This window comes from Streptomyces sp. NPDC006529 (assembly GCF_040611795.1).
Classification (GTDB): Bacteria; Actinomycetota; Actinomycetes; order Streptomycetales; family Streptomycetaceae; genus Streptomyces.
Genome location: NZ_JBEXPB010000044.1, coordinates 22399 through 36519 on the forward strand (window position 1 = coordinate 22399; position 14121 = coordinate 36519).

Genomic DNA, 14121 nt, shown 5'->3' on the forward strand with positions numbered 1-14121 from the left:
GACCGGAGTCCGTGGCCCCGCTGCGTCCTCAGCCCCGGTAGGCCTCCAGCAGCCGCAGCCAGATCTCGCTCACCGTCGGGAAGGCGGGAACCGCGTGCCACAGCCGAGCGATCGGCACTTCACCGGCCACCGCGATGGTGGCCGCGTGGAGCAGTTCGGCGGTCCCCGGCCCCACGAACGTGGCGCCGAGGAGGACTTCGCGGTCCAGGTCCACCACCATCCGGGCCCGGCCGCGGTACCCGTCGGCGTACAGGCCCGCTCCGGACACCTGGCCGAGGTCGTAATCGACGGCCCGCACCCGGTGGCCCGCGCGTTCGGCCTCCTCCAGGGTCAGCCCGACCGCCGCCGCCTCCGGATCGGTGAAGACCACCTGCGGCAGCGCGGCCGTGTCCGCGGTGGCGGCGTACGAGCCCCACGCCCCCTCGTCGGAGGCGGCGACGGCGCCCGCCGCGCGGGCCGCGATGACGGCCCCCGCGATCCGCGCCTGGTACTTGCCCTGATGGGTGAGCAACGCGCGGTGGTTGACGTCACCGACCGCGTACAGCCAATCGGTTCCGGGCACCCGGCAGCTCTCGTCGACCCCGATCCACCCACCGGGTTCGAGCCCGACCGTGTCGAGGCCGACGTCCTCGGTGTGCGGGACCCGGCCCGTCGCCATCAGCAGTTCGTCGCCCTCCAGGGTCTCCCCGCCGGCGAGCACGACCGTGACGGGGCCGGTCGACCCGTCGCGGACGACGGCCTCCACGTCCACGCCCGTACGGACCACCGCGCCCGCCTCCCGCAGCGCATCCGCGACCAGCTCGCCCGCGAACGGCTCCATCCGGGGCAGCAGCCGCGCACCGCGCACCAGCACCGTCACCTGCGAACCGAGGCCCTGCCAGGCGGTGGCCATCTCGGCGGCCACCACCGAGCCGCCCACGATCAGCAGCCGCTCCGGCGCCTGCTGCGCCGAGGTGGCCTCCCGGCTGGTCCACGGCCTGGCCGCGGCCAGCCCCGGCACGTCCGGCACCAGCGCCCGCGTCCCGGTGGCCACGACGACGGCGTGCCGGGCGGCGAGCACGTGGTGCTCGCCCTCGGGGCTGGTGACGGAGACCTTGCGGATCCCGTAGAGACGGCCGTGCCCCCGGTAGAGGTCCACGCCGATGGAACGCACCCAGTCGGCCCCTCCGTCGTCCTTCCAGTGCCCGGCCCAGTAGTCCCGGTGCGCGAACACGGCCGCCGTGTCCAGCGGCCCCCGCACGGCCTCGGCCAGCCCGGGCACCTTGCGCGCGTCCGCGCGCGCGAGCACCGGCCGCAGCAACGCCTTGCTGGGCACGCAGGCCCAGTACGAACACTCCCCGCCGACGAGCTCGCTCTCCACCAGCGCCGCGCTCAACCCGGCGGCCCGCACCCGGTCGACGACGTTCTCGCCCGCAGGTCCCCCGCCGATCACCACGACGTCGTATTCCACCGCTTCAGTCATGGGGTCCAGTCTCGCGGCAGCGCAGGGTCCGCGCGACCAACCGCCGGGCCGCGGCGTGCCGGAGCCGGGCCGCGGCGTGCCGAGCCGGGCCGCGGCGGGCGTGCCGCGGCCCGGGCCGGTGTGCTCGGCGGGGGCCGGCCGTTACGCGCCTTCGGCGGGGGGCTGGGCCGGGCCGTCCCCGGGCTTCGGGGCCGCCTTCTCGGCGGCGATCTTCGTGCGGACCTCGTCCATGTCCAGAGCGCGGGCCTGGCCGATGACGTCCTCCAGCATGGCTTCGGGGAGGGCGCCCGGCTGGGCGAAGATGGCCACCTGGTCCCGGATGATCATCAGCGTCGGGATCGACCGGATGTCGAAGGCGGCGGCCAGCTCCTGCTGCGCTTCCGTGTCCACCTTCGCGAAGACCAGGTCCGGGTGGGTCTGCGAGGCCCGCTCGTAGACCGGGGCGAACTGCCGGCAGGGGCCGCACCACGACGCCCAGAAGTCGATCAGCACGAACTCGTTCTCGCTGACCGTCCGGTCGAAGTTCTCCTTGGTGAGTTCGACTGTAGCCACGGTTTCCAGACCTCCGTAATTCGCGCTTCCTGTCCCCTGGAACGAACGGAACGCGCCCGGCATTCCGGAACCGGTCAGAACGGGTGGCCGGCCGGGGTGCGGCGGACCGTGGTCCAGCGCAGTTCCGTGAAGGCGTCGAGGTTCGCCTCGCCCCCGAACCGGGCCCCGTTGCCGGAGGCGCCGACGCCGCCGAAGGGGGCGACCGCCTCGTCGTTCACCGTCTGGTCGTTCACGTGCACGATCCCGGTGGGTATCCGGTCCGCCAGCTCCAGCCCGCGCGCCGCGTCACGGGTGACCACGCCGAGGGAGAGGCCGTACGGGCCCGCCGAGGCCAGGGCGACCGCCTCCTCCTCCGACGCGAAGGACCGTACGGGCGCCACCGGGCCGAAGACCTCCTCCGCGTAGGCGGGGGTGTCGTCGCCGACGCCCGCGAGGACCGTCGGCCGGTAGAAGAGCTCGCGGTGGGTGCCGCCCGCGATCAGCTTCGCGCCGCGCCCGGTGCTCGCCTCCACGAGGGCGTGGACCCGCTCCAGCTGGGCGCGGTCGATGAGCGGGCCCAGGTGCACCTGTTCGCGGTACGGGTCCCCCACTGCCAGCGCCTCGGCCCGCGCCGCGAGCCGCTCGACGTATTCGTCGTACAGGGTGGCGTGCACCAGATGGCGGCCCGCGGTCATGCAGATCTGGCCCTGGTGGAAGAAGGAGCCCCAGGACGCCTGGGCCACCGCGGCCTCCACGTCGGCGTCGGCGAGCACGACCAGCGCCGAGTTGCCGCCCAACTCCAGGTGCACGCGCTTGAGGTGACGGCCGGCCGATTCCCCGACGGCCCGGCCGCTCGCGGTCGACCCGGTGAACGAGACCACCCTGACCAGGGGTTCGGCCACCAGCGCCGCCCCGGTGTCCGCGTCCCCCGGGAGCACGTGCAGCACCCCGGCCGGCAGCCCGGCGGCGGCGAAGACCGCGGCGAGCACGAGGCCGCCGCACACGGCGGTGCGCCGGTCCGGCTTGAGCAGCACGGCGTTGCCGAGGGCCAGCGCGGGCGCCACCGAGCGGATGGCGAGGATCAGCGGGGCGTTGAAGGGGGCGATGACCCCGACCACCCCGGCCGGGGAGCGCCGGGTGTACGAGAGGCGGGGCGCCTCGGTCGCCAGCACCTGGCCGGTCGGCCGGGACGCCAGCGCGGCGGCCTCGTAGCACTCCTGGGCGGCGACGTGCAGTTCGAAGTCCGCCTTGCCGGGGATCGACCCGGATTCGCGGATCAGCCAGGTGCGCAGCTCTTCGGCGTGGGCGGCGAACAGGTCCCCGGCGCGGCGCAGCACCGCCGCGCGCTCCAGGTGGGTCGAGCGCCCCCAGTCCCGCTGGGCGGCCCCGGCCCGTACGGCGGCCTCGGCGACGTCGGGCGCCGAGGCGAGGTCGAGAGTGGCGAGGGTGCGGCCGGTCGCCGGTTCGATGACCGGCGCCGTACCCCCGGTCAGGGTCGGTCCGTCCTGCCAGAGCTGCGGGTCGAGGAGCGGCATGGCGCGGGGCCTCCGGTGGGTGGGGACGGAACCGGCGCAGGACGGAGCCGGCCGGGGGTGGGGGGCGGCACGCGTCATCGTGCCAGAACGGAGTTCCCAATTCTGTTCAGTTATTGGGCAGTTGCCGGGCGCACATGTCCGGAATCGATCGGACCACCCGGCCCCCCTGGAGCCTGCCCCGCGTCCCCGCGCGCCCCGCCGGGCTCCCGCGTACCGTGCCCCGTCAGCGCTCCAGCACCAGGGCGATGCCCTGTCCCACCCCGATGCACAGCGCGGCCATCCCCGTCCCCGCACCGGCCGCCGCCAGCTGGTGGGCGACCGAACCGGCGAGCCGGGCGCCGGACGCGCCGAGCGGGTGGCCGAGGGCGATGGCGCCGCCGCGCGGGTTGACCACCTTGCGGTCCAGTTCGGGCCAGGCCTCCAGGCAGCCCAACGCCTGCGCGGCGAACGCCTCATTCAGCTCCAGGGTCGTCAGGTCGGCGAAGCCGCGGCCGGCCTTCTCCAGCGCCCGCCGGACCGCCTCGACCGGCCCCAGTCCGAAGAGCTGCGGCTCGATCCCGGTCACCGCGGAGGCCCGGATCCGGGCGAGCGGCTCGCGCCCGGTCTCCGCGAGTCCCGCCTCGTCGGTGAGCAGCAGGGCGGCGGCGCCGTCGTTGAGCGGTGAGGCGTTGCCCGCCGTGACCGTGCCGCGGCCGTCGGTGCGGAAGGCGGGCTTCAGCCGGGCGAGGGCCTCCATGCTGGAGCCCTCCCGGACGCATTCGTCGCGCAGCAGCTCGACGCCGGGGTACGGGACCACCTCGGCGTCGTACTCCCCCGCCGCCCAGGCCGCCGCGGCCTTGCGGTGGCTCTCCAGCGCGAAGGCGTCCTGAGCCTCGCGCGTCAGCGCGTACTTGTCCGCGACCAGTTCCGCGCCCTCACCCAGCGAGCCGGTCCATTCACCGGGCATCCGCGGGTTGGTCATCCGCCAGCCGAGGGTGGTGGACCACAGCTGCTGGTGGGCCGCGGGGAACGCCCGCTCGGGCTTCTGCACCACCCAGGGCGCGCGGGTCATCGATTCGACGCCGCCCGCGATCGCCACGGAGGCGTCCCCGAGGGCGATGGCCCGCGCCGCCTGGATCACGGCCTCCAGGCCCGATCCGCACAGCCGGTTGACGGTGACGCCGGGGACCGTGACCGGGAGCCCCGCCAGCAGCACCGCCATGCGGGCCACGTCGCGGTTGTCCTCACCGGCGCCGTTGGCGTCGCCGAAGACGACGTCGTCGATCCGCGCGGGGTCGAGTCCGGGCGTACGGTCCACCAGGGCGCGGACCACGTGCGCGGCCAGGTCGTCCGGGCGGACCCCGGCGTAGGCACCGCCGAACTTGCCGATCGGGGTGCGGACGGCGTCGACGATGTAGACGTCGCGGATGCGCATGGGGGTCTCCTGGGCAGATCCGTGCGGGCGCGCCGGTGGGCGCGCCCGCAGTCTCCGTCCCCGGCTCGCGGCCTGTCAACGCCTCCCCGCTGCCGCAGGGGCAGGTCAGGGCTCACGCCGTGCGGGTGGACTCGCGCGGGACGGCCGTGGCCGACATCAGGTCGTGGCGGGCCGGGGGCTCGGAGGGCTCGCGGACCGCCCGGTCCACCAGGGCGGCCAGGTGATCGCCGGTGGGCATTTCGATCCGGACCGTGCTCAGGCGGGGCCGCAGCAGCCGCCCGATCAGCAGGTCGTCGGCGCCCATGACGGCCACGTCCTCGGGCACGCGCAGCCCCTCGTCCTGGAGGGCGCGCATCAGCAGCATCGCGTACTCGTCGTTGTAGGCGAAGACGGCGTCCGGGCCGTGCGTCCGCCAGCGGGCGGCGAGGGCCCGCGCGGACTCCTCGGTGTAGGCCATCGGCAGCGGCTCGATCACGGCCACGCCGTCGGCGGCGGTCCGGGCGCCCTCCAGGCGCGGGGCGGAGAACAGGTCGAGCCCCTCCTCCTCGGGGACGATCACGCCGATCCGGCGGTGACGGCGCTCGATGAGGTGGGCGGCGGCCCGCAGGCCGACCTCCGCCTGGTCCATGACGCAGGCGTGCGCTCCGGGGACGCCGACCGGCCCGAGCGTGATCACGGCGCGGGCGCCCGCCCGCTTGAGGGTCTCGACGTTCTGCGCGCTCAGGACGATCTCACCGAGGGAGATCACCGCCACGGGCCGCAACTCGGCCCAGGCGCGCGCGGCCTGGTCACCGGTGAGGCCGAGGCTGCCGTACTGGACCACGGTGTAGTCGAGGCGGCGCAGCGCCCACTGCAACGCGTTCAGGAAGGAGCTGTACAGCGGTCCGGCCGGGACGTGCGACGTGGGCAGCAGCACGATGCGGGTGTGTCCGGCGCGCAGGCTGCGGGCGGCGGCGTGCGGGACGTAGCCGAGCTCCTCGGCCGCCTCGCGGACCTTGCGGCGAGTCGGTTCGCTGATGCGGACGGCCTCGGCGTTGTTCAGCACGTAGGAGACCGTGGCGCGCGAGACTCCGGCGAGGCGCGCCACGTCGGCGCTGGTCGCCGCGGCGGGCAGTGGGGGATGCGGGGCCGCGGCGGGCGGGGCCGAGGGCGGCGGCGGAGGCAACTTCGGTGACTGGGGCATGGCCCGGGAATCCTTCCAGACCGCTCGCGTCCGAGGGCCGGCGGATGGCTGGAATCATGCCGCGGGGACTTCGAGGGGTTCGTGAGCTCGCTTGAAGGAGGGATATAGCAAGCTTCAAGATCTCCCCGTTACCGTCTGTATACCGATGAGTAACGGGGAGGTCCGGTTTCGATGACCACAGTTCCTGGCACGGCTCCTGGCGCGACGACCGTCTTGACTCCGGGGACGACGGCCGTCGCGGCGCCCCGCCCCACGGCCGCCCCGGACCCCGGTCCGCCGCCGGGCTTACTCCCGCTTCCGGCCCCGTACGCGGTGCCCGGTCTGGTGGACATGGCCCGGGCACTCGCCGAGGGCAGCGTGTCCTCGCGCTGGCTGACCGAACAGTGCCTGGAGCGGATCGAGGCCTCGCAGCCGGAGCTGAACGCCTTCCGGGTGGTGCACGCCGAGGCCGCCCTCGCGGAGGCCGACGCGGCCGACCGGCGGCTCGCCGCCGGTGAGCGGCTGCCGCTGCTGGGCGTACCGCTGGCGGTCAAGGACGACATGGACGTGGCCGGGCTGCCGACCGCCTTCGGCTGCGCCGGGGAGTTCCCGCCGAAGGCCGAGGACAGCGAGGCCGTACGCCGGCTGCGCGCCGCGGGGGCCGTCATCGTGGGCAAGACCCAGACCCCGGAGCTGGGCCAGTGGCCGCTCACCGAGGGGCCCGCATTCGGCGCGACCCGCAATCCCTGGAACCCGGCGTTCACTCCCGGCGGCTCCTCGGGCGGTTCCGCGGCCGCCGTGGCCGCCGGACTGGTCCCGGCGGCGCTGGGGTCGGACGGCGCCGGGTCCATCCGCATCCCCGCGGCCTGGACCCACCTGGTCGGCATCAAACCGCAGCGCGGCCGCATCTCCACCTGGCCCGAACCCGAGGCCTTCCGCGGGCTGACCGTCAACGGCGTCCTCGCCCGTACGGTCGCCGACGCGGCCCTCCTCCTGGACGCGGCCAGCGGCTCGCACCGGGGCGACCTGCACCGGCCCGCGCCGGTCTCCGCCGTCCGGGCGGCCCGTACCGCGCCGGGCCGGCTGCGGATCGCGCTCTCCTTCGGGATGCCGTTCACCGGCACCTCCAAGTCCCTCGACCCGTCCGTCCGCAGCGCCGTGGAGCGGCTCGCGGGGCGGCTGGAGGCGCTCGGCCACGAGGTGGCCCTGGAGGACCCCCGGTACGGGAAGATCGGGCTGAGCTTCATACCCCGCGCGACCGGCGGCGTCCACGAGTGGGCGGCGCGGGTGCCGGACGCCTCGCTGCTGGACCCGCGGACGAGCGAGGCCACGCTCATGGGGCGCATCCTGAGCGGTCTGCCCCTGCGGGCGGCCCGCCGGGCGGAGGCCCTGCACCAGTACCGGATCGGGGAGATCTTCCAGCGCTACGACGTGGTCCTCACGCCCACGACGGCCACCGCGCCCCTGCGCGTCGGCGCCCTGACGGGCCGCGGCTCGCTGGAGACGGAACGGACGATCATCGCGGCCTGCCCGTACGCGTGGCCCTGGAACGTCCTCGGCTGGCCGGGCGTGAACGTCCCGGCGGGCTTCACGCCCCAGGGTCTCCCCGTCGGCGCCCAACTCCTGGGGCCTGAAGCCTCGGAGCCCCTCCTCATCTCCCTGGCGGCCCAGCTGGAGGCGGCGGAGAACTGGCAGTCCCACTGGCCGCACTGGTCCGCTCCCCTGCGCGCGGCGCCCCGGACCCCCCGCGCCCAGCCGGTGGGGGCGCGGTAGCGGCGGCCGCGCTCCCCCTGCCGTCGTAGCTGCGGCCCCGCGGCGGCGCGGCCACGGGCCCCTTCCCGCTAACCTCACCCGGATGACGGCACTTTCGCACCGCACCGGGCCCACCGACCCGCTCCCCCAGCCCCACCAGCCCGGCCGCGCCGGGGCCGGGGCGACCGCCGAGGTCGATCCGCACGCCATCGGGGCCGTGCGCACCTCCTACGCGCCCGATCACGACGGGGACCCCGATCCCGGCGAGATCGTGTGGACCTTCGTTCCGTACGAGGAGAACGACGGGCGCGGCAAGGACCGCCCCGTGCTGGTCGTGGCCCGCGAGAGCGGCAGCGGGGCCGTGCTCGCCGTACAGCTGTCCAGCAAGCGGCACGACCACGACCGGGAGTGGGTGCCGATCGGCACCGGTCCCTGGGACAGCGCCGGACGGGAGTCCTGGGTGGCGGTTGACCGGGTGCTGCGCGTGCACGAGGACGGCATGCGGCGCGAGGCCTGCGCCCTGGACCGGGACCGGTTCGAGCTGGTCGTGGACCGGCTGCGCGCACGGTACGGCTGGACGTAGGGCGCCCCGGGTGCGCACCCGGCCCTCAGTCCGCGAACGCCGCCTCGAAGGCGCGGCGCGGGCCCGGGGCCCGGTCCAGGATGCCGAAGACCACCCGGTCGAAGACCCCGGCGAAGCGGCCCGTCAGCGGGGCGCGGAACGCCTGCGCCACCTCGGCCGGGTCGTTCATGAACACCCCGCACCCCCACGCCCCCAGCACCAGGTCCGGGTAGCCGTGCAGCGCGGCCACCTCCAGGACCCGCTGCGCCCGCCGGGCCAGCGCCGCCGGGATCTCGTGGGCGCGGTCCGGTTCCTGGCGGCGGATGGTGCCCGCGTTCGGCGCCGGCGAGGTCAGGAACCCGGCGCGGAAGGGCGCGTCCAGGAGTTCGCCCCGGTCGTCGCGGAAGACCGGGACCCCGGGCGAGTGAATCACCCGGTCGGTGTAGAAGGTGCTGGGCTCGGCGCGGTGGACCTCGTAGTACGCGCGCGCCTCCAGCAGGGTCTCGTAGAGGGCCGACGCACGGCACAGGGCTTCCTCCTGGGCCTTGGCCCCGCGGACGTAACCGCCCCCGGGATTACGGGCCGAGGCGAAGGTGAGCACCGCGACCGGGCCGTCCACGGCGAGCCTGCGGGCGGCGACGGTGCTGCTCTCCCCGGTCACCTCGAAGGCGGTCGCGCGGCTTCCCGCCCCCGGCACTTCGTCTGGAATGACCGGATCCGGGCCATATATTCTGGTTCCTGCCTTGGCCTCCGCCACGGCGGCGGCGAGCGCAACCTGCCGTCCGGACCGCGTCCGGTACCCCCCGGCCGCCACGATCTGCGCGTTCTCCGTCGCGATGGCCCGCAATCTGCTGCTCATCTCCTGATCTTCGGGAAGGCGACCACCCGTGGCAACGCAATTTCTTGCGCGATCCGGCACTGATTTGCGCGATCTTGATGCGATCCGCACGATTCACGGCCCGACCACGACGGGTAGGCAACGGTGATGCCACGGCTCGCGCCAGGAGATGAGGAACCGTTCATGACCCAGGACTCCCCCGCCCCACCCGTCCGGGCGCACGCCCCCGGGCCGCCTCCCGGCCTCGCCGGTCCCGACCCGAGCCCGCTCACCGAGACCGCCGCCGAGGACCTCGTACGCGGGATATGTTTCAAGACGGGGCCGCCCCGTCTGGTCGGTGCCGAGCTGGAATGGCTGCTGCTGGACGCGGAGGACCCCGCGCGTCCGCTGCCGCCCGCCCGCCTCACCGCCGCCCACGACACGGCGGCCGCCCTGCCCCTGCGCTCCCGGTTCACGGTCGAGCCCGGGGGCCAGCTCGAACTCAGTTCGCCGCCCGCCGCCTCGCTGATGGGGTGCGTCGGCGACCTCCAGGCCGATCTCACGGCGGTACGGGAGGCCCTGGGCGCCCAGGGCGTCGTCCTCGACGGCCTCGGCCACGATCTGCGCCGGCCGCTGCGGAGACTGCTGGACCACCCGCGCTACGCCGCGATGGAGACGTACTTCGACCGCACCGGCCCGGCCGGGCGCGCCATGATGCGCGCCTCCGCCTCGGTCCAGGTCTGTGTCGACGCGGGCCACGAGGAACCCGGGCCGCTGGGGCACGGCCGGCGCTGGCGGTTCGCGCACCTGCTGGGCGCGGTGCTCGTCTCCGCCTTCGCGAACTCCCCCGCCGACAGCGGCCCGTACGCGGGGTGGCGGTGTTCGCGCCAGGGGGTCTGGAGCGACCTCGACACCGCGCGGGCGCTGGCTCCGCCGCTGGACGGCGACCCGCGCGAGGTGTGGACGCGGCACGCGCTCGACACGGCGGTGATGTGCGTACGGCCCGCGGAGGCGGACGGTCCGGACGCAGCGGGCGGTGCCTGGGAGGTGCCCCGGGGCCTGAGCTTCCGCGCATGGCTGCGCGGCGCCGGGCCCCGGCCCCCCACCGCCGCGGATCTCGACTACCACCTGACCACCCTGTTCCCGCCGGTGCGGCCGCGCGGGCACCTGGAGCTGCGGATGATCGACGCGCAGCCGGGCGAAGACGGCTGGCTGGTCCCCGTGGCCGTGGTGCACGCCCTGTTCGACGACCCGGAGGCCGCGGAGACGGCGTACCGCGTGGCGAAGGGACTGGCCGACACCCACGGCCCGCGGCCGGCGCCGCGCAATCCGCTCTGGCTCTCGGCGGCCCGCCACGGGCCCCGGGACCCGGAGCTGCGCGCGGCCGCCCGCGCCTGCTTCCGGGCGGCGGCCGAGGCGCTGCCGCGGCTCGGCGCGGACACCCGGGTGCGGGACGCCGTCGGCGAGTTCACCGAGCGCTTCGTGCGGCGCGGCCGCTGTCCCGCCGACGAGGTCGACGACGCGCGGGCCCGTTCCACCACCGCGGCGCCGCGGGGCACCGCCTCCGCCACCGACCGGAAGGAGACGCGCCCGTGAGCACGGGAGCCGACCGGACCGCCCCCGCACCGCCCGGGGACCTGCGCGCGCGGGCGGCCGCCGCGCTGACCGCCGCCCGGGCCAGGACCGCGGCGCTGACCGACCCGGTGAGCGACGGGGACCTGGCCGCGCAGCACTCGCCGCTGATGTCCCCGCTCGTGTGGGACCTCGCGCACATCGGCAACCAGGAAGAACTGTGGCTGCTGCGGCGCGTCGCCGGGCGGGAGCCGATGCGTCCCGAGATCGACCCCTTGTACGACGCCTTCGCGCACCCCCGCGCGGAGCGGCCGGCGCTGCCGCTGCTGGGTCCCGCCGAGGCCCGCGGCTACAGCGCCGAGGTGCGGGGGCGGGTGTTCGACCTGCTGGAGCGGACGCCGTTCGAGGGTTCGGCGCTGCTCGACGGCGGCTTCGCCTTCGGGATGATCGCGCAGCACGAGCAGCAGCACGACGAGACGATGCTGATCACCCATCAACTGCGGCGCGGAGGCCCCGTGCTGGCTGCTCCGGACCCCGGAGCGCCGACCGGCCCGCCCCCGTCGGCCGCCGAAGTCCTCGTCCCCGGCGGGCCGTTCACCATGGGGACCTCCACCGAGCCGTGGGCGCTGGACAACGAGCGCCCCGCGCACACCCGCGACACCGGCCCCTTCTGGATCGACACGGTCCCGGTCACCAACGCGCGGTACCTTGACTTCATCGCGGACGGCGGCTACGCCGAGCCCCGCTGGTGGGCGGCCGAGGGCTGGGAGCAGATCCGCCGCCACGGGATCGGCGCGCCGCTGTTCTGGCACCGGGAGGCCGGCCAGTGGCTGCGCCGCCGCTTCGGAGTGGTGGAGCCGGTGCCCGGGGACGAGCCGGTCCTGCACGTCAGCTGGTACGAGGCGGACGCCTACGCCCGCTGGGCCGGCCGGCGGCTGCCGACCGAGGCGGAGTGGGAGAAGGCGGCCCGCCACGACCCGGCGACCGGCCGCTCCACCCGGTATCCGTGGGGCGACGCCGACCCCGGGCCCGCCCACGCCAACCTCGGCCAGCGCCACCTGCGCCCCGCCCCCGCGGGCAGCTACCCGGCCGGGGCCTCCCCGCTCGGGGTGCGCCAGTTGATCGGCGACGTGTGGGAGTGGACGGCCAGTGACTTCCTCCCCTATCCGGGCTTTCGCGCCTTCCCCTACCGGGAGTACTCCGAGGTGTTCTTCGGGCCGGAGCACAAGGTGCTGCGGGGCGGTTCGTTCGCGGTGGACCCGGTGGCCTGCCGGGGCACCTTCCGCAACTGGGACCTGCCGGTGCGCCGCCAGATCTTCGCCGGGTTCCGCACCGCGAGGGACGCCTGATGTGCCGTCACATAGCCTGGCTGGGACCGGCCGTCCCGCTGGGCAGGCTGCTCTCCGAGCCGGAGTACTCGCTGGTGCGTCAGGCGTGGGCGCCGCGCCGCCAGCGGTTCGGGACCGTCAACGCCGACGGGTTCGGCGTGGGGTGGTACGCGGAAGGGGACCCCGTGCCGGCCCGCTACCGCCGGGCGGGCCCCGTGTGGGGCGACGCCACCTTCAGCGACCTCGCGCGGGTCGTGCGCAGCGGATCCGCGCTGGCGGCCGTCCGCGACGCGACCCTGAGCAGCGCGGACGGCGAGGCGGCGGCCGCGCCCTTCGCGGCCGGGCCGTGGCTGTTCAGCCACAACGGGGCGGTGCGGGACTGGCCGGACGCGGCCGCGGACGCCGCCGCCTCGCTGCCCGCCGTGGAACTGCTCCAGCTGGCCGCCCGCTCCGATTCGGCGCTGGTCTGGGCACTGGTCCTGCGCGCGCTGCGCGCGGGCGCGGCTCTCGGTGACGCGCTGAGCGCTCCCGTCCGCGAACTGGCGGCGGCGGCCCCCGGATCGCGGCTCAACCTGCTGCTCACCGACGGGCACGCGATCGCGGCGACGGCCTGGGGCGATTCGCTGTGGTACCTGGCGGACACCCGGACGGACCGCATGGTCGTCGCGTCCGAGCCCTACGACGACGATCCCCGCTGGACCGAGGTCGCCGACCGGACCCTGCTGACCGCTTCGCGGACGCACGTCGAGCTGACCCCGCTCAAGGAACTCCCCCCGCACGCGACCAAGGAGAACGAGGACAGTGAGTGAATTTCCCACGGGTGACTTCCGGTTGACCCGGACCCTGGACGAGAACGCGGCCGAGAAGGCGCTGCGCGCCGATGTGCGCGAGGGCTTGACCGGCTCTCCCAAGTCACTGCCGCCCAAGTGGTTCTACGACAGCCGGGGCAGCGAACTCTTCGAGGAGATCACCCGGTTGCCCGAGTACTACCCGACGCGCGCGGAGCGGGAGATCCTGCTGGAGCGCGCCGGCGAGATCGCGGCCGTCACCGGCGCCCGCACCCTGGTCGAGCTGGGCTCCGGGTCCTCGGAGAAGACCCGGCACCTGATCGAGGCACTGCCCGGGCTGGACACGTACGTCCCGGTGGACGTGAGCGAGAGCGCGCTGCGGGGCGCGGCCGGGGTGCTGCTCGCGGACCGTCCGCGGCTGCGGGTGCACGCGCTGGTGGCCGACTTCACCCGGCCGCTGGCGCTGCCGCCCTCGCCGGGGCCCCGGCTGGTGGTGTTCCTGGGCGGGACGATCGGAAACCTGCTGCCCGCCGAGCGGGCCGCCTTCCTGGCGTCCGTCCGGGCGATGCTGTCGCCCGGGGACGCGCTGCTGATGGGGACCGACCTGGTGAAGGACGAGGCGGTGCTGGTGGCGGCGTACGACGACGCGCAGGGGGTGACGGCCGAGTTCAACCGGAACGTCCTGGCCGTCATCGACCGCGAGCTGGGCGCGGACTTCCACACCGCCGACTTCGCGCACGTGGCGGTGTGGAACCGGGAGCACGAGTGGATGGAGATGCGGCTGCGGGCCCGGACGGACGCGCTGGTGAAGATCCGGGCCCTGGACATGGTGGTGCCGTTCGCGGCGGGCGAGGAGATCCTGACCGAGGTCTCCGCGAAGTTCCGTCAGGAGGGCGTGCGCCGTGAGCTGGCGTCCGCCGGGCTGGAGCTGACCCAGTGGTGGACGGACCGGGAGGGCCGGTTCGCCCTGTCCCTGTCGGTCGCCGCGCCCGCGCCGCAGGACGGGCGCGGCGCCGGGACGCCGGCCAGCGGCGCGGGCCCGGAGCCGACGGCCGCCTGAGCCGCCGCGGCGAGTTCCCGCCGGTCCGGGTGACGGCCCGGCGGGATCCGCGGCAGCAGCGTGATGTCGGCCCGCACCCCGCGGGCCCGGGCGATCCGCCACAGCGAGGCGGTCAGCGGGTCGTCGCCGACGAAGGCG

12 protein-coding genes are annotated in these 14121 nt (G+C 75.3%); 6 read left to right on the forward strand and 6 right to left on the reverse strand.

The genetic code is table 11. The features are described 5' to 3' along the window. Positions 1-28: 28 nt before the first annotated feature. The 5 genes from ABZY31_RS25250 to ABZY31_RS25270 all read right to left on the reverse strand — a co-directional run bounded on the left by ABZY31_RS25250 (position 29) and on the right by ABZY31_RS25270 (position 6125). Positions 29-1462, reverse strand: a complete 1434-nt coding sequence (locus ABZY31_RS25250; protein ID WP_356414129.1) for an NAD(P)/FAD-dependent oxidoreductase — start codon at positions 1460-1462, stop codon at positions 29-31. 141 nt (positions 1463-1603) lie between these two features. Further along, positions 1604-2014, reverse strand: a complete 411-nt coding sequence (gene trxA / locus ABZY31_RS25255; RefSeq protein ID WP_356414132.1) for a thioredoxin — start codon at positions 2012-2014, stop codon at positions 1604-1606. A gap of 74 nt (positions 2015-2088) precedes the next feature. Continuing rightward, entirely contained in the window at positions 2089-3528 is a 1440-nt protein-coding gene (locus ABZY31_RS25260) for an aldehyde dehydrogenase family protein (RefSeq protein ID WP_356414135.1), read from the reverse strand. 223 nt (positions 3529-3751) lie between these two features. After that, positions 3752-4942, reverse strand: coding sequence for a thiolase family protein (locus ABZY31_RS25265; protein ID WP_356414138.1), 1191 nt, complete (start codon positions 4940-4942; stop codon positions 3752-3754). Positions 4943-5054: 112 nt separating this feature from the next. Further along, entirely contained in the window at positions 5055-6125 is a 1071-nt protein-coding gene (locus ABZY31_RS25270; protein ID WP_356414141.1) for a LacI family DNA-binding transcriptional regulator, read from the reverse strand. 330 nt (positions 6126-6455) lie between these two features. Between ABZY31_RS25270 and ABZY31_RS25275 the strand changes: the two genes are divergently transcribed. Then, a complete protein-coding gene (locus tag ABZY31_RS25275; RefSeq protein WP_356414208.1) occupies positions 6456-7877 on the forward strand; it encodes an amidase in 1422 nt (473 codons plus the stop codon). Positions 7878-7959: 82 nt separating this feature from the next. Beyond that, positions 7960-8439 carry a type II toxin-antitoxin system PemK/MazF family toxin gene (locus tag ABZY31_RS25280; protein WP_356414144.1) on the forward strand — a complete coding sequence of 160 codons (480 nt, stop codon included), beginning with the start codon at positions 7960-7962 and terminating at the stop codon, positions 8437-8439. Between the two features lie 25 nt (positions 8440-8464). Here ABZY31_RS25280 and ABZY31_RS25285 read toward each other — a convergent pair whose 3' ends face one another. Beyond that, positions 8465-9277, reverse strand: coding sequence for a TIGR02452 family protein (locus tag ABZY31_RS25285; RefSeq protein WP_356414147.1), 813 nt, complete (start codon positions 9275-9277; stop codon positions 8465-8467). A 162-nt stretch (positions 9278-9439) separates the two neighbouring features. Between ABZY31_RS25285 and egtA the strand changes: the two genes are divergently transcribed. Genes egtA through egtD form a run of 4 tightly spaced genes read left to right on the forward strand, consistent with a single transcriptional unit; the run spans position 9440 to position 13983 of the window. Continuing rightward, a complete protein-coding gene (egtA, locus tag ABZY31_RS25290) occupies positions 9440-10831 on the forward strand; it encodes an ergothioneine biosynthesis glutamate--cysteine ligase EgtA (RefSeq protein WP_356414149.1) in 1392 nt (463 codons plus the stop codon). Beyond that, a complete protein-coding gene (egtB, locus tag ABZY31_RS25295; RefSeq protein ID WP_356414152.1) occupies positions 10828-12156 on the forward strand; it encodes an ergothioneine biosynthesis protein EgtB in 1329 nt (442 codons plus the stop codon). The genes egtA and egtB overlap by 4 nt, the downstream gene beginning before the upstream one ends. After that, positions 12156-12944, forward strand: coding sequence for an ergothioneine biosynthesis protein EgtC (egtC, locus tag ABZY31_RS25300; RefSeq protein ID WP_356414154.1), 789 nt, complete (start codon positions 12156-12158; stop codon positions 12942-12944). The genes egtB and egtC overlap by 1 nt, the downstream gene beginning before the upstream one ends. Beyond that, the gene (egtD, locus tag ABZY31_RS25305; protein ID WP_356414157.1) at positions 12937-13983 is read left to right on the forward strand and encodes an L-histidine N(alpha)-methyltransferase; all 1047 of its coding nucleotides are present in this window, start codon (positions 12937-12939) and stop codon (positions 13981-13983) included. The genes egtC and egtD overlap by 8 nt, the downstream gene beginning before the upstream one ends. Positions 13984-14121 lie beyond the last annotated feature (138 nt).

Excerpts from the sequence above, each read along its gene's own strand:
- ABZY31_RS25265 (WP_356414138.1), bottom strand. The coding sequence starts at position 4,942 with ATGCGCATCCGCGACGTCTACATCGTCGACGCCGTCCGCACCCCGATC.
- egtC (WP_356414154.1), top strand. The coding sequence starts at position 12,156 with ATGTGCCGTCACATAGCCTGGCTGGGACCGGCCGTCCCGCTGGGCAGG.
- ABZY31_RS25285 (WP_356414147.1), bottom strand. The coding sequence starts at position 9,277 with ATGAGCAGCAGATTGCGGGCCATCGCGACGGAGAACGCGCAGATCGTG.
- egtA (WP_356414149.1), top strand. The coding sequence starts at position 9,440 with ATGACCCAGGACTCCCCCGCCCCACCCGTCCGGGCGCACGCCCCCGGG.
- ABZY31_RS25280 (WP_356414144.1), top strand. The coding sequence starts at position 7,960 with ATGACGGCACTTTCGCACCGCACCGGGCCCACCGACCCGCTCCCCCAG.
- ABZY31_RS25270 (WP_356414141.1), bottom strand. The coding sequence starts at position 6,125 with ATGCCCCAGTCACCGAAGTTGCCTCCGCCGCCGCCCTCGGCCCCGCCC.
- ABZY31_RS25260 (WP_356414135.1), bottom strand. The coding sequence starts at position 3,528 with ATGCCGCTCCTCGACCCGCAGCTCTGGCAGGACGGACCGACCCTGACC.
- ABZY31_RS25250 (WP_356414129.1), bottom strand. The coding sequence starts at position 1,462 with ATGACTGAAGCGGTGGAATACGACGTCGTGGTGATCGGCGGGGGACCT.
- ABZY31_RS25275 (WP_356414208.1), top strand. The coding sequence starts at position 6,456 with ATGGCCCGGGCACTCGCCGAGGGCAGCGTGTCCTCGCGCTGGCTGACC.